We start from the raw sequence: 15,478 nt of genomic DNA, 5'->3' as shown, positions 1-15,478 counted from the left end.
CCGGATCGGGTCCGCGTTTCCCAGGTTTCGGGATGCGCGCCTTCGTCGCTGGCCAGCAGCTATGGACTGGCTGGCCTAAGTAAGGTTAGACTGCACTAACCACCGCGGGCGTCCGCCCGCGGTCCCGAGCGAACCGGAATGGCAGGACCGATGAGCGAGCAGTCGATGCACTCGCTCATTCTCGCCGCCGATTATCGCGTCGACGATGTCGAATCGATGTGGGAGCGGCTGAAATCGCACCGCTCAATCCTCACCGATCTCTCTGCGCACCACGTCGTCGTGTATTCGTCGTTGTGGGAACCGGGGCGCGTATTGGCCACTGTCGGCATTCGCAATGCGAATTCTGTCCGCGAAGTCCTGCGGTCACCGGCGGTATTCGAATTCTTCGACGCGTCCGGGGTGGACGACATTCCCGCGGTCTTCGCCGGTGAAGTCGTCGAGAAGATCGATCTGGCCGAACCGCCACCGGGCGAGCATGCCGTCGCTTCCGTCGTCGTCGGTGTCGTCACCGCCGTCGAGGACGTGCCCGCCCTGATGGACAAGGTGCATGACGCCGCCGCACGCTTCCGCGATGCCGGCGTCTGCAAGGTCTGGGTGTACCGGGCGTTCGACGACGGCCACGAGGTGCTGATCCTGCAGCAGATCGAGAGCGAAGCCGCCGCCCGCCGCTGGATCGACCACCCCGATGCCGCCGCCGAATGGATGTCGGCCGCCGGATTCGGCGTCTATCCAACGGTTTTCGTCGGCACCCTGGCTCACCTCACATCTGTCGACTTCTCCGCAGAGGAGACCGGCTGATGTTCGTCTGTCTGTGTACCGGCGTGACCAGCCAGGTGGTCACCGAACTCGTCGCCGGCGGTGCGACCACGTCGAAGCAGATCGCCGAGAAATGCGGCGCCGGCCTCGATTGCGGCCGCTGCCGCCGCACTGTGCGGGCCATCATCGAAGCGGCCCGCACCGACTGCCCGGTGCACCGGGCGGGTTAGGGGCTACTCCCCCGCGAGCTCGGCCCGCTGCGCTTCGGTGAAGGCCGGCATGGCCGCCGCGGGGTTGGCGAGCTTGGCGCTGCGGTAACCGCGCACGTTGGCCGACGTCGCCATGATGGCCTCGCGCGACCGGCCCCGGGCATAGGTGACGGCCTGCTCCGCTTTGACGCCGAGCCCCTTGCCGACCTCGACGGCGTCCTGGTCGGCACCCATGTACAGAAATTCCCAACCGGCCGAAGTCTGCTGCTCGACAAGGGATTTGATGTCCGGCCGGCGCCATTCGGTGCTGGCGTTCTCCAGGCCGTCGGTCATGATCGCCACCACGACCGTGCCCGGCTTGTCGTCTTCGACGAGCATGTTGATCTCGGCCGCGGTGTCGGTGATGAGCTTGCCCATCGAGTCCAGCAGCGCGGTGCTGCCGCGGGGATCGAGCGTCAGCGCCGGCACCGAGGTCAGCGGGATTTTGTGGTAGACGACCTCGTACTGGTTGTCGAACTGCGCGAGAGTCACCGTGCATTCACCCTCGGCGCTGCGCTGTTCGGTCACGAAGGCGTCGAAACCACCGATGACGTCGGACTTGATGGACTGCATGGACCCCGATCGGTCGAGCAGAAAGACGAGGTGGGTGAGGTTCTGGTTGGCCATGAACGGTCCTTTCTGCTGTCTCAGGTTCACTTGGTGGTGCGACGGGGCTTGAACCGCATGGGTTCCGACGGAGCAGCGGGCGGCAACGGCGTTTGGGCGTACTTGTCGGACCGCGCACGTTTGACGTCTTCTGCGGTGACCCGATTTCCCGACGTGGCATACGGCGCCAACCTCGCCGTATTGGCCAAGCGTGGCCCGACCGCGTTCTCGGTGAGGCCGGCGTTCTTTCCTGCTGCCGCCAAAGACATTTCGTCGTCGACGACGGCACGGGCAAGCTGCTCGTCGAGCAGCTCACCGACTTCGGTCAACACCGACCGAAGCCCCTGCAGCGTTTCAGCTACGGACTCGGCGGCTTCCGCGTCGGCAAGATGCTGACGAATCCGGTTGTAGCGGTTGGACATGAACCACCATACCGCACAAACTGCGGACTCCGCAATAACTGCGGATCTGGTACTAGCCCTTACGCCCCACGAACGCGCTCAGCGCGTCGGCGTTGGCGGCACCGCCGAGCAACTCGGCGAACTGACCCGACTCCCGCTGCGTCGCCGCGACGATGGCGTCGCGCGTCGGTTCCACCATGGCGTACTTGACGGCCATCAGGCTCGAAAGTGGCCGGGAGGCAATGATTTCCGCGTGGCGACGCGCCTCGGGCAGCAGATCGTCGGGTTCGCAGATCCGCCAGACCAGACCCATGCGCAGCGCCTCCTCGGCACTCACCCACTCCGAGGACAACAGCAACCAGGCGGCGTTCTGCCGCCCCATGAGCCGCGGCAACAGGTACGACGACGCCGCCTCCGAGGCCACACCGAGGCTGGTGAAGGGGCACTTGAGCCGCGCCGCCGTCGACATGAACGCCAGATCCGCATACCCGAGGATCGTGGTGCCGATCCCGAGACCCACGCCGTTCACCGCACAGATCAGTGGCTTGGGGAATGCCGTGAGCGCCTCGATCAGCCCGGGAAAGCCGTACTCCCCCATCTGATATTCGGGGTTGGTGACCATCTCCTGCATCTCCACCAGATCGTTGCCGGCACTGAAAGCGCGGCCCGCGCCGGTGAGCAGTACGACCGACACCTCCGGATCGGCGGCGGCGTCCTTGAGTGCGATCGTGGTGGCGTCATACAGCGCCTCGCTGAACGCGTTGAGCGCGTCGGGCCGGTTCAGCGTCAGGGTGCGGACCCGGTTGGTGTCATCGATCTGAACGAGCGCGGCATCGGTCACAGGTTGTCTCCAAACAGATTTCGGTCAGTCCCGCGCCCAGCGCGGAGTGATGAACACGCCCTCGGCCTCCACCGTGATGCCCTCGGCATCGGCGATGTGCCCGACGGCGTAGGTCTTGATGCCCTCGGTCCGGACGATGCGGGCTTCGGTGTGCAGATCGCCGAGACGCGTCATGCGGCGGTAGCGCATGGTGAGTGTGCCGGTGAGCCGCGGACTGCCGGGCAGGCTCGCGCCCTCACCCAGCACGTGGTCGAGAATCATGGCCGACACTCCGCCGTGCACGTGGCCCGGCGGGCCTTCGTACGCGGCGCCGAGGTGGAAGTCGGCGGACACGCTGCCGTCCTCGGCCCGGATCAGGACCACGGGCGGGGCGATCGGATTACGGACGCCGATCACCGCGTTACCCCAGGGCATTTCGCTGCCCCGGGCCCCGAATCGGATACCGAACGAGCCGGCGAGCTGGTTGGCCCGAAGCCGCGCGGTGGCAGCGTCGATCTCGGCCTTCACCGCCGCGACGGTGTCGGCACCGGTCTCCGTCCGGATGGTTGCGTCGATGAGCTCGCGCACGGACTGTGTCAGCGGTTCGTAGATGGCCCGCATCCGCGCCACCTCATCGGCGTTCAGCGTGTGCAAAGTGCCCTCGAGCACCCCTGAACTAGAACACGTTCTAGTCACGGTGTCGAGAGTGGGGTCCCGTTGCCTGTGCACCAACCGATTTCGCGCCCCCGCGGCGGCCCACCGTGGACGCCTGAACCGGCTCCGCCCCCAATGCGGTCAGGTACCGAACCTAGAGCACGTCAGCAAAGACTCCGAGAGCGCCGACGGACCTCCCGCACACAACCCGGTCTTTGGCCACCGACCAGGCGCCACCGCCAACGATGCGGCGATCAGCGCGAGAGTCCCACCAGCGCGACCGACACCCCGGGTGAGCCAAACAAAACGACGTCACCTGGCACTATCACATATCGCCTACGAGCCGGTCAATATTAGCAGTCGCCTTCCAGGCGGAAATACATACCACTCGTTCGAAAAATGCTGTACATCGGATTCGTCCCGGATTAAAGTTCTGATCAGCGTCACTGGTCTGGCTTCCAGCAAATAGTGACCGGCACAGCGGCAAGGGATTGAGTCAGGGGGTTGAGACCGATGGGGAGCGAAGCGCTTGTCGCCTGCCGGGTGTCGAACGTGTCCGTGGTCGACGCCTACGAAGTGGTCTATGCGGGGATCTCGTCGTGGCTGGCCGCGGACGGCGAACTCAGCGCCGCTGCCGCTGCGCACTACACCGATATCGGTCAGTTGCTTCGCGAACATCCCATTCCCGCAGACCGCGCACACGTGGTGCTGCTGGGCCTGAACGTCGACGAACCACCCAGTTTCAATGCCGTGCGCGAACTCTCGGCCCGCGGACATCGCGTCGTCGTGTACTCCCATCTGACCGACCACGACGCGATCCGCAGCGTGATCGCATCGGGTGCCCTCAGCTATCTGACAAAAGCCGAGGGTCGCGATCATCTGCTCGCGGCCATCCGGTCGGCGGTCACCGCGACGCCGTACGCGGGGCCGAGCATGGAGGCCGCATTGCAAGGGCATGACGCCTGCCTGCGCCCGGTGCTGGCACCGCGGGAGCAGGAGGTGCTCTTGGCCTGGTTTCAGACCGACAGCAAGGACCTGGTGGCTCAGCAGTTGTTCCTGGCGCCCAGCACCGTGCGCACCCACCTGCAGCGCATTCGCGCGAAGTACACCGCGGCCGGTCGCCCGGCCGGCACCAAGGCCGCGCTGGTGGCCCGCGCCATCCAGGACCGCATCATCAGTATCGATGACCTGTGACGGCGCGCGCCCGAAATCCGCAGCGCTTTGTCGAATCCGATGATTGATCCGACCCGACAGCGCGCCGCACATTGGATAGTGTCTGGCAACGTGACGACCAGGGGGGTACCCGACACCGGCTGCGGCGACGACGGTTTTGCCGCGGCAATCGTTCGCGTTGCCGTTGTCGACGATCACGACGTCGTGCATGCCGGAGTGCAGGCCTGGTGCGCCGGCGCCGAGCCACGTATCGACGTCGCGGCGACCCATCTCGATCCCGAGTCGTTCCTCGCTGCTCCCCCGGATGTCGGCACCGCTGTCGATGTCGTGTTGCTGGACCTGCAGATCGACGGCAACAAGCCCGCCTTCGGGGCTCTGCAACGACTGTGCGACCTCGGCCACAAGGTGATCGTCTATTCGCACATCAACAGCGACGAGGTCATCCTGACCTGCCTCGACCTCGGTGCGGTTGCGTACCTGGTCAAGTCGGAGGGCCGGGCGCATCTGATCGACGCGATCCATGCCGCGGCGTCGGGCACGCCTTATCTGGGGCCGCGCATGGCTCGCGCGCTGTTCAACGATCGCACCGACGGCCGCCCGAACCTCTCGGAGCGCGAAAAAGAAGTACTGGTGGCCTGGTTCCAGACCGAGAGCAAGGATCTGGTGGGCCAGCGGCTCTTCATCGCGCCGAGCACCGTCCGCACCCACCTGCAACGGGCGCGCGCCAAATACGCGGCGGTCGGCCGGCCGGCGCCGACCAAATCCGCGTTGCTGGCCCGCGCCATCGAAGACGGCATCCTCACCGTCGGGGATCTGTAGTCACGACAACGCCTTCTCCATGGCGGTGAGCCAGACGGTGTCGCCGGCGACGGTCACGTCGGTACCTGGGTACCGGTCCAACGCCGCGGACATCGCGCCGACGTCACCGACCTCGCGACACACCGCACTGAAGATCAGGCCCTCCGGCATTACGGTCAGCACCACCTGCGCCGACGCCATGTCGAACCCCAGCGCGCACCGGACCGGACCGGCCAACGATGACGGTTCGTCGGAGACGGGGACCGGCAGGTCGCCGCTGACGGCAACCGACACTTCGACACCGCGCGCCTCCGCGGCGTCGAAGAACGGGCGCAGCTGCATGAGGGTCGGGTGGTCGTACGTCTTCGATTCCTCGAACAGGGCCCGGAGGCGCCGTGTTTCGGCCCGGGCGCGGCGCTGTACCCCGCTGTCGACGGGCGCATCGGTGCCCAACAACTCGAGCAACGGCACCACGTTGCCGACCAGCGTGGCGTACCGGCGGCGGTAGTCGTCGGCGACGGCCTGCTCGATGCGTTCACGCGCCACCAAGTTCCGGTGTGCCACCACGTCGCCGCGCACATCTCTCGCCACGTCGCGCAGCAGCAGGCCGTAAAGCAACGCGAACAACTGGACGGCCAGGATGCTGCCGGTCCCCAGGCCGACATTGAGCCACGATTCGGGCACCGGGTGGCGGATCAATTCCAGGACCCCGCCGAGTGTCCAGATGCCGGCGAGGATTCCGCAGGCCCACCGCACGGGCAGCCCGAGCAGCACCGGCAGTACGCACCAACCGATCCCGGCCTGGACCCAATCCCCTTGTGAACCCAGCACTTCCGGCGGCGCTGTCATCGAATTCACGAGCACCACGAGCACCGCGGCGCTGATCAGCACCGGCACCAGCACGCGGCATCTGCCGCGCAACACCGGCAGCGCCCCGAGTGCACAGCATGCGCCCACTGCCGCTGATGCCAACTGCACCACCGAGCCGGTACGAAACGGCGCGGTCACCAACACGTTGACCACCGCGTAGGCCACGAGTACGGCGCCGTAGATGAACCGGCAGCGTCCGATGACATGCTCGATGTCGGTCAGATCGACCGACTGCTGATCCTGGGCACCCGAGGTCCACACCAAGTCGACTCTGGCGCCCTCCCCTGGCGCCGAAGCGACCCGCGCATCACCGCCGATATCCCGCATCCGGCCGATGATCGACGCGGCCAGACCGCGGCCCGACCTGACCGTCGCGGGGTCGAAACCGGTGCCGTCATCGGTGACGGTGATGCGGCCCGCCGCGACGTCCACCTCGACCAGGGTCGCGGCCGCGTGGCGGTCGACGTTGTTCAATGTCTCGCGGGCGGCGGCGACAAGAACCCGCCCCACCATGCCGTCGACCCACAGCTCCGGTACGCCCGCGAACACGACGTCGGTGCGGGCAAAAGCCAGCGCTTCCCGCAGGGCGCCAACGACTTCCATCCGCGAGTGCGTCCCCTGCCACGGCCCGTCGTGCAACAGACGCAGGTCGCGGCGGGCCTGCATAGCCAATCGCTGCCGCGACACCGCCACACCCTGGCCGACCATCAACAACGTCGACGCGGCAGTGTCGTGCAGCAGGGCCAGCTGCTCGCGCTGAAAACTGCGGACCGCCTGCTGCACCTGATGCCCGATCTCCACCGCCTCACGGGCATCCCTGGCCTGGTCTGCCACCGCGGCGACCCGCAACAGCATGAGCCGAATCAGGCCCGCGGTAACCCACTGCAGCGCAAAGTAATACAACGCCGGAACCGACCAGACGCGGTCCCAGCCCAACACCCCGGCCGCCCCCACCGCATAGGCCGCGGCGATCGCACCCGTCATGGGCAGGGTGAACCGTGCCGGCAGGCACACCGAAAAACTGACGACAGCGGTCCCGGCGACCGCCTGCGGCGCGCTGTTCGACGCGAAGAAATCCGGGTCGGGTGCCAGCACCGGGATGGCCGTGCAGATCACCAATGTCACCACCAGGTCCGCAGCGGACCACACCGGTCGGAGGGATCGCGTCGAGATCCGGTAGAGCGACCACAGACACAACCCGCCGAGCAGCCAGCGGCCCGGCGGCTGGGCATCCGAGCCGACCAGCCCGATCACGCCGATACCGACGTTCGCGGTGTGGCGCATCAGTAACCCGATGTTGTCGGCACGGCGCAGCAGGTGATGCTGCGAGGTCGTGGCCACTGACGCAAACCCTCCGGCTGGATTGACCGGGCAATCTTAGGTCGGCACGGCCTGCCATTCTGTTCGATGGATGTCCGCCGAACGGCTGAATTTCCGGCGCCCTACGTAATATCCACACCATGACCGTCACTGCCGATGATCTTCGCTACCTGAACCGCTGCGTCGAACTGGCCCGCGAGGCGCTGGACGACGGTGACCAACCATTCGGCTCGCTCCTGGTGGACGCCGACGGCGTGGTGGTCTTCGAGGACCGCAACCGGGTCTCCGGCGGCGACCAGACACAGCATCCCGAGTTCGCCATAGCCCGTTGGGCCGCAACCAATCTCGATCCGGCGCAGCGGGCCGCCGCGGTGACGTACACCTCCGGCGAGCACTGTCCGATGTGCTCGGCCGCGCACGCCTGGGTCGGCCTGGGCCGCATCGTCTATGCGACATCGTCGGCACAGCTGGGTGGTTGGCTCAGCGAGTGGGGCGTCGCGCCCGCCCCTGTTGCGGCGCTGCCCATTTCGGCCGTCGCACCGGACGTGCCCATCGACGGCCCCGTCGACGAATTCGCCGACACCATGAAGGGTTGTACGAAGCGGCTTTCCGGCCCTGAGCCCTGTTCTGAGTCTCAACCGTTAGCCAACTGCGACGTCACTCTTCGGTATCAGTACGCCGAACCGCGCCGTCCCGGTGTTTCACTATTACTCACGGGAGCCTGCCGTTACCCCCGAGACGGCAGGCTCCCTGTTTTCTGCTCTGAGCGATGTAGAACACACCGGACGGCAGCGCCGGAACAAAACCGCGACCCCAAAGGTTGAGCGCAGGAGATTCAACTTTGGAGGTACGGATGTCTGACGCCACGACAGCGCCCATCGCTGTTCCCGTCCTGTTTGTCACCGAGCCGATCGTCCTGCCGGGCATGGTCGTGCCCATCGAACTCGATGACGCCGCGCGTGCCGCGGTCGATGCGGCGCAGGCCGCCGCTGCCGCCGGCGAGGCCGGCAAGCTGCTCATCGCACCCCGCCTCGACGACCGCTACCCCACTCACGGCGTCCTGGCGTCGATCGTCCAGGTCGGCCGGGTGCCCGGTGGTGGCGCCGCCGCCGTTGTCCGGGGCGAACGTCGCGCCCACATCGGTTCCGGGACCACCGGACCGGGAAGCGCGCTGTGGGTCTTGGTGGATGAAGTCGAACAGCCCGCGACCACCGACGAAACCCGCACGCTGGCAGCCGAGTACAAGAAGCTGCTGCTGGCGGTCCTGCAGCGCCGGGAGGCGTGGCAGATCATCGACGCCGTCAACCAGATCAGTGAGCCGTCCGCACTGGCCGACACCGCCGGCTACGCGTCGTACCTGTCCGATGTGCAGAAGCGCGAGCTGCTGGAGACCGCCGACGTGAGTCGTCGCCTGAGCCTGCTCGTTGAATGGACCGGCGAGCACCTGGCCGAGGTCGAGGTCAACGACAAGATCGCCGAAGACGTCCGTTCCGGAATGGACAAGCGCCAGAAGGAATTCCTACTCCGCCAGCAGTTGGACGCCATCCGCAAGGAGCTGGGCGAGCTGGACGGTAGCGCGGGGGCCGAGGAGCCCGCCGACTACCGGACCCGCATCGAGGCGGCCAATCTGCCCGAGAAGGTGCGGGAGGCGGCGCTGCGTGAGGTCGGCAAGCTGGAACGCTCCAGCGAGCAGACGCCCGAGGGCGGCTGGATCCGCACCTGGCTGGACACCGTCCTGGAGCTGCCGTGGAATGAGCGCACCGAGGATTCGACGGATCTGAAGGCCGCCAGGGAGATTCTGGATGCCGACCACCACGGTCTGGAGGATGTCAAAGACCGCATCGTCGAATACCTGGCAGTGCGGGCCCGCCGCGCCCAGCGTGGCATGGCCGTCGTCGGCGGCCGCGGTTCGGGTGCGGTGATGGTGCTGGCCGGCCCTCCCGGCGTCGGCAAGACGTCGCTGGGTGAGTCGGTGGCGCGTGCGCTGGGCCGCAAGTTCGTCCGCGTCGCGCTGGGTGGCGTGCGCGACGAGGCCGAGATCCGCGGCCACCGGCGGACTTACGTCGGCGCGCTGCCGGGCCGCATCGTGCGGGCCATCGGTGAGGCCGGCACCATGAATCCCGTTGTGCTGCTGGACGAGATCGACAAGGTGGGCTCGGACTACCGCGGCGATCCGGCGGCGGCGCTGCTGGAGGTGCTGGACCCGGCGCAGAACCACACGTTCCGCGATCACTACCTGGACCTGGATCTGGACCTGTCGGATGTGGTGTTCCTGGCGACGGCGAACATCATCGAGAACATCCCTTCGGCGCTGCTGGACCGCATGGAATTGGTGCAGATCGACGGCTACACCGAGGACGACAAGGTCGCCATCGCCCGTGACTACCTGCTGCCCCGGCAGGCCGAGCGGGCGGCGCTGACCACCGACGAGGTGACGGTGACGGACGCGGCACTGCGCAAGATCGCCGCCGACTACACGCGTGAGCCGGGCGTCCGGCAGTTCGAACGACTGCTGGCGAAGGCGCTTCGGAAGGTCACCACGAAACTGGCCTCCGGAGCCGATGCGGTTGTCGTGGACGAACCGGATCTTGTTGATTACCTGGGCCGTCCGCGGTTCATGCCGGAATCCGAGGAACGTACCGCGGTGCCCGGCGTGGCTACCGGGCTGGCCGTCACGGGCATGGGTGGCGATGTGCTCTACATCGAGGCCGGCTCGAACGACGGCGAACCAGGCCTGCAGTTGACGGGCCAGCTGGGCGACGTGATGAAGGAGTCGGCGCACATCGCGCTGTCCTACGTGCGGTCGCACGCCGCCGAGCTCGGCGTCGACCCGGCCGCGCTGGACCGCCGGATCCACGTGCACGTGCCCGCGGGCGCGGTGCCCAAGGACGGTCCGTCTGCGGGCGTGACGATGGTGACCGCGCTGGTCTCCATGGCCACGGGTCGCCAGGTCCGCAGCGATGTCGGGATGACGGGCGAGGTCACGCTGAACGGGCGGGTGCTGCCCATCGGCGGGGTCAAGCAGAAGCTGATGGCAGCCCAACGTGCCGGTCTGACAACGGTTTTCATCCCGTCGCGCAACGAACCGGACCTGGACGACGTGCCGGCCGAAGTCCTCGACGCACTCGACGTGCGGCCCATGACCGACGTCGCCGACATCGTCGCCCAGGCGCTGGAGCCGGCCGCTGAGATCACGGCGGCGGCGTAACCCCTGCGAGCAGACCCAAATGCTCCTGCCCACCTCACGGTGGTGGGACATTTGGGTCTGCTCGCGTCAGATGGGCCGGCCTGAGTCTCAGGCAATATCGGCCGACGGCGGTACCTCGGCCAGATGGATCTCGCGGTGCTCGATGAGTTCGTGGATGCGATCGGGGCCGAGCCGCGCCCGGAAATCCTTCACGGTGTAACCGATGACGACCCCGTCGGTGAGGGCGCGGACCGTCGCCGTGCGCGGAATCCCGAACAGCGGCCCGATCTCACCGAAGTACTCGCCGGGTCCTGCGGTGAACAGCAGCATGGTCTCGCCGTCCGGCATCTCGCGGGTGATCTCGAAGCGGCCTTCCTTGACCACGTAGATCAGGTCCCCGATGGTGGTCTGCTCGAACACCAGATCGCCCGCCTCGAGCTCGAAGACCTCGGGTTCGCGGTCGGTGGTGGCGACCGTCGGGACGAGTTCGACGACGCGATCGGCCAGTGGCAGCATCCGGCTGTCATGGGTGGCGACCACCACGACGCGATCGTCCGCCAACTCCCGGATGAGCCGCAGCACCTCCTCGACCTGAATGAAGTCCAGGTGCGCTGTCGGCTCGTCGGCCAGGATCAGCGGCGGGTCCAGGGCGATGGCCCGAGCCACCGCGACGCGCTGCTGCTGTCCTCCCGACATGTCACCGGGGCGGTGCGTCATCCGGTGTGACAGACCGACCCGGTCGAGCAGTTCCGCGGCGCGCTGACGGGCCGCACCGCGGCTCATGCCCGCTGCCCGCATCGGCACCATGACGTTCTCGGCGGCCGTCAGGCTGGGCACCAGATTGAACGCCTGGAACACGATGCCGACGGTGTTGCGGCGATAGTCGGTCAGCGCCTTGGGTCCGAGGGTGGTGACGTCGACACCATCGAACAGGATCTGACCCGACGTGGGCTTGAGGATCCCGCCCATGCACGACAACAACGTCGTCTTCCCACAACCGCTGGGCCCCAGCAGGATCGCCAGGGATCCTGCCGACAGCTCCAGTTCGAAATTGTCGATGGGCCTGACCTTGTCGGCGCCCTTGCCGTATTCCACCACCAGATCACGAATCTGTAAGCCGCTCATGGTCTATGGCCCCCCGAATGCCATCGCTGGATCGATCGTCACCGCTCTACGCATGCCCGCCAGGCTCGCGATCAGCCCGATGGTGATGGCCACCACCGGCAGTAACAGATAAGCGCCGGCCGGCACGTCCACCCGCATCGGGAACATCGGCCCGAGCACCATCGCCAGCAGCACGCCGATCGCCGCGGAGAACACGGCGACGAACACGGCCTGCATCGCCAGCCCGGCCATCATCGATTTCGTCTTCACCCCAACGGCTTTGAACACCGCGAAATCGCGGGTCCGTTCCATCGCGGACATGTAGATGAACATGCCGATGATCGTTGCGGCCACCACCCACAGCAGGACGGCCATGATGCTGATGGCATCGACCGCGACTTTCAGCGGCCGCATCATGTCGTCGATGGCGCCGTGCCGGTCCACCAGGCGGTAACCGTCGAGCGCCTTGGTCGGGTTACCCCGGATGCCGACCGACGCGATCACGGGCTGCCCGCCGTAGACGAGACGCTGTGCGCCGAGCGTCGTCAGGAACAGATTGGGCTGCTGCGCCAAGACCGTCGAGTTGTTCACGATCCCCACGACCTGCAGGTTGTGGGAGGCGATGTGCATCTGGTCGCCGATCTTGCGGCCCAGCGTCGACGACACCGCGATCTCGTCCGGAGTGGCGGGCGGACGACCCTGCGACATCTCCGGCATGCCCGGCCCGCCCGTCGGTGCGCCGAACAGATTCATCGTCCGCGGCGTGCCGTTGTCGAGCGCCGTGGTGCCCGCGTAGACGACCGCGGCGGCCGCCTGCACTCCCGGAAGCTTCTGTGCGCGTTCAACTTCGGTCTGCGCGAACGGTGACGAGCCCAGGAACGGCCCGGCCGCGCCGTTCTGGATCATGAAGTGATCGATACCCAGGGAGTTGACGGTGTTGCCGGCCTCCACCCGAAAACCGTTGGCCAACCCGGTGAGCACCAGGGTCATCGCGAACACGAACGACGTACCGACGACCGCGATGAGAAATCGGCGCCGCCGCCACTGCAGGTCCCGTAACGCCGCGATCAGCACCTGAGGAATCTAACGTGTTAGCTATGGCCTATGACGAGGATCTGGCCAACCGGATCCGCGAGTTGGTCGGCCCGGTCGGTGGCATCGAAGAAAAGCGGATGTTCGGCGGGCTGGCCTTCCTGGTGAGCGGCAACATGTCGGTGGCGGCCAGCCACGACGGTGGTCTGCTGGTGCGCGTTGCGCCGGACGACACCGAGAAGTTGCTGGAACGCAAGCACGTCGGACTGATGGTGATGGGTGGCCGGGAGATGCGCGGTTGGTTGCGGGTGGCACCCGACGGCCTGAAAACCAAGCGGCAGCTGCAGACCTGGGTTGACCGGGGCGTCGGGTACGCGGGCACGCTGCCACCCAAGTAAGCGTTTGCGCGCCCCGCGGCCGGGTACTCGTGGAGGTATGGCACGGGATCGACAGGTCGTCGCGCGGTTGCTCGACGCAGCCGGTACCACGTATGCCGACGACGCCGGGATAACGCTGCGCGACAAGCCGATGCCGCTGTTCAAACTGCTGTCGCTCTGCATGCTCGCGAGCAAGCCCATCGCTGCGACCACTGCGGTCGCCGCCGCCCGCGAGTTGTTCCGGAGCGGGCTGCGCACGCCCACAGCCGTGCTGAAAGCTGAACGCCGCACCATGATCGCGGCCTTCGGCGGCGGGCTGGCGGGCGCCAAGGCCGCGGAAGCCCTGCGCAACAAGGATTTTGGAGGTCAGGTGGTGTTGTTCGGCGCCGAGGACCGGCTGCCGTACGAACGCCCGCCGCTGTCGAAGGAGTTCATGGCAGGCAAGAAGACCATCGAGGAATTCACGGTGCAGCCCAAGAGCTGGTACGCCGAGCACGACGTCGACCTGCGGCTGGGCACAGAGATCACCACGCTGGATCGCACGGCGCACATGGTGGCCTTCAACGACGGCGATCACGAGCACTACGACAAATTGCTGCTGGCCACCGGATCTCGTGCCCGGAAACCCCCGATCCCCGGCGCGGACGCCCACGGGGTCTATTTCCTGCGCACCGTCGACGACGCCACCGCACTGTTGGAGCAACTGACCGACGGCCGGCGGCTGGCGATCATCGGAGCCGGCTGGATCGGGCTCGAAGTCGCGGCCAGTGCCCGCGGGCTGGGCGCTGAGGTCACCGTCGTGGAATCCGCCGCGCTGCCGCTGCTGGCTTCCCTGGGCCGGGAAGCCGGCGAGGTGTTCGCCGGTCTGCACCGGGACAACGGCGTCGATCTGCGGCTGGGTACGACGGTCGACGAAATCACGACCACCGACGGCACGGCGACAGGCCTGCGACTCGGCGACGGGACAACCGTCGCTGCGGACGCGGTGCTCGTCGCCGTGGGCGCCATGCCGAACGTCGAATTCGCCGAGCGCTCCGGCCTCGTCATCGCCGACGGCGGCCTCGCAGTCGACGAATCTCTGGTCACCAGCGACGCCGACATCTACGCCGTGGGTGACATCGCGGCCGCCGAACACCCGCTGTTCGGTGTCCCGATCCGCACCGAGCACTGGGCCAATGCGCTCAAGCAGCCCGCCGTGGCCGTCGACGGAATGCTCGGTGACCCCGGCAGTTACGACGAACTGCCGTACTTCTTCACCGACCAGTACGACCTCGGCATGGAGTACGTCGGCTACGCACCGCAGTATCAGGCGTCGGTGACCCGCGGCGATCTCGGCACACGCGAATTCACCATGTTCTGGCTCGACGGCGGCCACCGCGTACTGGCCGGCATGAACGTCAACATCTGGGAAGGCCTTGACGACATCAAGAAGATCATCCGGTCCCAGCGCCCGGTCGATGTCGGCGCGCTCGCCGATCCGTCGGTCAACCTGTCGGACCTGGCGGCCTGACCCGGCTACTCCAGCCCGGCGGTCCCGTCCGCGTTGACCGTGACCTTGGCGCCGGCGAGGTCTTCGCGGGTGCTGGCCTCGGCCTGCGAGGCATCGGTGATGACCGCCAGCGCCCGGCTGCCGCTGGGTGTGCGGACCGCGACGAACACCTTCTCCGGAGCGCCCTCACGGGTCACCGGCGTCGTCCAGGCCTCGACGGTCCCAGTGCCCGACCAGTCGTCCTCGGCCACCACCGTCGGCTCCGCATCGACCTCCGATTGCACATCCGCCCAACGGAATTCATGTACCGGCGGCTCGGTGCTGTAAACCCCGAAGCTGTGCTTGGTCAGATACCCACCGTTGGCGGTGATCAGCCCGACCTGACCGGGATGGGCGGCCAGCCGCTCGGCCATGGTCGCGATCGAATGGGTGACGTAGTTGTTCCACGGACCACCGGCGAAGGTGAGCCCACCGGTAACGGTCAGGGGCCGCTGTAGGTCGTCGAGGCCCAGACCCAATTCGCGGGCGGCCACTTGCACCGCCGACGGGAAACACGAATACACGTCCACCGCGTCGACGTCATCGACGCCCAGGCCCGTCAGCTCCAGCACCCGGCGGCCCGCGATGCGAATGGCCGGCGACC

At 67.1% G+C, this 15,478-nt stretch carries 15 protein-coding genes and 1 pseudogene; 8 read left to right on the top strand and 8 right to left on the bottom strand.

Annotation, left to right across the window (positions count from 1 at the left end):
- Positions 1 to 150: 150 nt before the first annotated feature.
- Together EB75_RS12875 and EB75_RS12870 are read left to right on the top strand one after the other, a co-directional pair.
- Positions 151 to 798 carry a fatty-acid--CoA ligase gene (locus EB75_RS12875; protein ID WP_073695772.1) on the top strand — a complete coding sequence of 216 codons (648 nt, stop codon included), beginning with the start codon at positions 151 to 153 and terminating at the stop codon, positions 796 to 798.
- Complete coding sequence (locus tag EB75_RS12870) at positions 798 to 986, top strand: (2Fe-2S)-binding protein (protein WP_073695771.1); 189 nt, start codon at positions 798 to 800, stop codon at positions 984 to 986. The genes EB75_RS12875 and EB75_RS12870 overlap by 1 nt, the downstream gene beginning before the upstream one ends.
- A gap of 3 nt (positions 987 to 989) precedes the next feature.
- Here EB75_RS12870 and EB75_RS12865 read toward each other — a convergent pair whose 3' ends face one another.
- Genes EB75_RS12865 through EB75_RS12850 form a run of 4 tightly spaced genes read right to left on the bottom strand, consistent with a single transcriptional unit; the run spans position 990 to position 3,452 of the window.
- A complete protein-coding gene (locus EB75_RS12865; RefSeq protein WP_073695866.1) occupies positions 990 to 1,631 on the bottom strand; it encodes a vWA domain-containing protein in 642 nt (213 codons plus the stop codon).
- 26 nt (positions 1,632 to 1,657) lie between these two features.
- A complete protein-coding gene (locus EB75_RS12860; protein ID WP_073695770.1) occupies positions 1,658 to 2,032 on the bottom strand; it encodes a hypothetical protein in 375 nt (124 codons plus the stop codon).
- A 52-nt stretch (positions 2,033 to 2,084) separates the two neighbouring features.
- Complete coding sequence (locus EB75_RS12855) at positions 2,085 to 2,852, bottom strand: enoyl-CoA hydratase/isomerase family protein (RefSeq protein ID WP_073695769.1); 768 nt, start codon at positions 2,850 to 2,852, stop codon at positions 2,085 to 2,087.
- A 24-nt stretch (positions 2,853 to 2,876) separates the two neighbouring features.
- The gene (locus tag EB75_RS12850; protein WP_502689368.1) at positions 2,877 to 3,452 is read right to left on the bottom strand and encodes a PaaI family thioesterase; all 576 of its coding nucleotides are present in this window, start codon (positions 3,450 to 3,452) and stop codon (positions 2,877 to 2,879) included.
- A 546-nt stretch (positions 3,453 to 3,998) separates the two neighbouring features.
- Here EB75_RS12850 and EB75_RS12845 point away from each other — a divergent pair.
- Together EB75_RS12845 and EB75_RS12840 are read left to right on the top strand one after the other, a co-directional pair.
- Positions 3,999 to 4,679, top strand: a complete 681-nt coding sequence (locus tag EB75_RS12845) for a LuxR C-terminal-related transcriptional regulator (RefSeq protein WP_073695767.1) — start codon at positions 3,999 to 4,001, stop codon at positions 4,677 to 4,679.
- 90 nt (positions 4,680 to 4,769) lie between these two features.
- On the top strand, positions 4,770 to 5,477 hold the full coding sequence (locus tag EB75_RS12840; RefSeq protein WP_286150172.1) for a response regulator: 708 nt from the start codon (positions 4,770 to 4,772) through the stop codon (positions 5,475 to 5,477).
- On the opposite strand, the gene EB75_RS12835 is transcribed toward EB75_RS12840, so the two are convergent.
- Complete coding sequence (locus EB75_RS12835; RefSeq protein WP_083612212.1) at positions 5,478 to 7,667, bottom strand: ATP-binding protein; 2,190 nt, start codon at positions 7,665 to 7,667, stop codon at positions 5,478 to 5,480. It abuts the gene before it with no gap.
- 119 nt (positions 7,668 to 7,786) lie between these two features.
- Between EB75_RS12835 and EB75_RS12830 the strand changes: the two are divergent.
- A pseudogene (locus tag EB75_RS12830) lies at positions 7,787 to 8,265 on the top strand (nucleoside deaminase).
- 234 nt (positions 8,266 to 8,499) lie between these two features.
- Positions 8,500 to 10,854 (top strand): endopeptidase La, encoded by a 2,355-nt coding sequence (gene lon, locus EB75_RS12825; protein WP_073695766.1) that lies wholly within the window; start codon positions 8,500 to 8,502, stop codon positions 10,852 to 10,854.
- An 87-nt stretch (positions 10,855 to 10,941) separates the two neighbouring features.
- Here lon and EB75_RS12820 read toward each other — a convergent pair whose 3' ends face one another.
- Positions 10,942 to 11,958, bottom strand: a complete 1,017-nt coding sequence (locus EB75_RS12820) for an ABC transporter ATP-binding protein (RefSeq protein WP_073695765.1) — start codon at positions 11,956 to 11,958, stop codon at positions 10,942 to 10,944.
- Between the two features lie 3 nt (positions 11,959 to 11,961).
- Positions 11,962 to 13,011 carry an ABC transporter permease gene (locus tag EB75_RS12815; protein ID WP_073695764.1) on the bottom strand — a complete coding sequence of 350 codons (1,050 nt, stop codon included), beginning with the start codon at positions 13,009 to 13,011 and terminating at the stop codon, positions 11,962 to 11,964.
- Positions 13,012 to 13,034: 23 nt separating this feature from the next.
- On the opposite strand from EB75_RS12815, the gene EB75_RS12810 reads away from it, so the two are divergent.
- Both EB75_RS12810 and EB75_RS12805 read left to right on the top strand, forming a co-directional pair.
- Positions 13,035 to 13,367 (top strand): TfoX/Sxy family protein, encoded by a 333-nt coding sequence (locus tag EB75_RS12810; protein ID WP_073695763.1) that lies wholly within the window; start codon positions 13,035 to 13,037, stop codon positions 13,365 to 13,367.
- A 271-nt stretch (positions 13,368 to 13,638) separates the two neighbouring features.
- Positions 13,639 to 14,856, top strand: a complete 1,218-nt coding sequence (locus EB75_RS12805; RefSeq protein WP_073695863.1) for an NAD(P)/FAD-dependent oxidoreductase — start codon at positions 13,639 to 13,641, stop codon at positions 14,854 to 14,856.
- 5 nt (positions 14,857 to 14,861) lie between these two features.
- Here the strand turns inward: EB75_RS12805 and EB75_RS12800 are convergent.
- Positions 14,862 to 15,478, bottom strand: a 617-nt coding sequence (locus EB75_RS12800) for a TLP1 C-terminal extension domain-containing protein (protein WP_502689366.1), incomplete at its 5' end; no start/stop codon positions are given.

The sequence above is a fragment of the Mycobacterium sp. ST-F2 genome (assembly GCF_001905655.1).
Classification (GTDB): domain Bacteria; phylum Actinomycetota; class Actinomycetes; order Mycobacteriales; family Mycobacteriaceae; genus Mycobacterium.
This window is presented reverse-complemented; position numbering and strand designations above follow the sequence as displayed.

What these genes read in the sequence shown, in the direction of transcription:
- EB75_RS12875 (WP_073695772.1), top strand. Translation starts at nt 151, where the DNA reads ATGAGCGAGCAGTCGATGCACTCGCTCATTCTCGCCGCCGATTATCGC.
- EB75_RS12870 (WP_073695771.1), top strand. Translation starts at nt 798, where the DNA reads ATGTTCGTCTGTCTGTGTACCGGCGTGACCAGCCAGGTGGTCACCGAA.
- EB75_RS12865 (WP_073695866.1), bottom strand. Translation starts at nt 1,631, where the DNA reads ATGGCCAACCAGAACCTCACCCACCTCGTCTTTCTGCTCGACCGATCG.
- EB75_RS12860 (WP_073695770.1), bottom strand. Translation starts at nt 2,032, where the DNA reads ATGTCCAACCGCTACAACCGGATTCGTCAGCATCTTGCCGACGCGGAA.
- EB75_RS12850 (WP_502689368.1), bottom strand. Translation starts at nt 3,452, where the DNA reads ATGCGGGCCATCTACGAACCGCTGACACAGTCCGTGCGCGAGCTCATC.
- EB75_RS12845 (WP_073695767.1), top strand. Translation starts at nt 3,999, where the DNA reads ATGGGGAGCGAAGCGCTTGTCGCCTGCCGGGTGTCGAACGTGTCCGTG.
- lon (WP_073695766.1), top strand. Translation starts at nt 8,500, where the DNA reads ATGTCTGACGCCACGACAGCGCCCATCGCTGTTCCCGTCCTGTTTGTC.
- EB75_RS12820 (WP_073695765.1), bottom strand. Translation starts at nt 11,958, where the DNA reads ATGAGCGGCTTACAGATTCGTGATCTGGTGGTGGAATACGGCAAGGGC.
- EB75_RS12810 (WP_073695763.1), top strand. Translation starts at nt 13,035, where the DNA reads ATGGCCTATGACGAGGATCTGGCCAACCGGATCCGCGAGTTGGTCGGC.
- EB75_RS12805 (WP_073695863.1), top strand. Translation starts at nt 13,639, where the DNA reads ATGATCGCGGCCTTCGGCGGCGGGCTGGCGGGCGCCAAGGCCGCGGAA.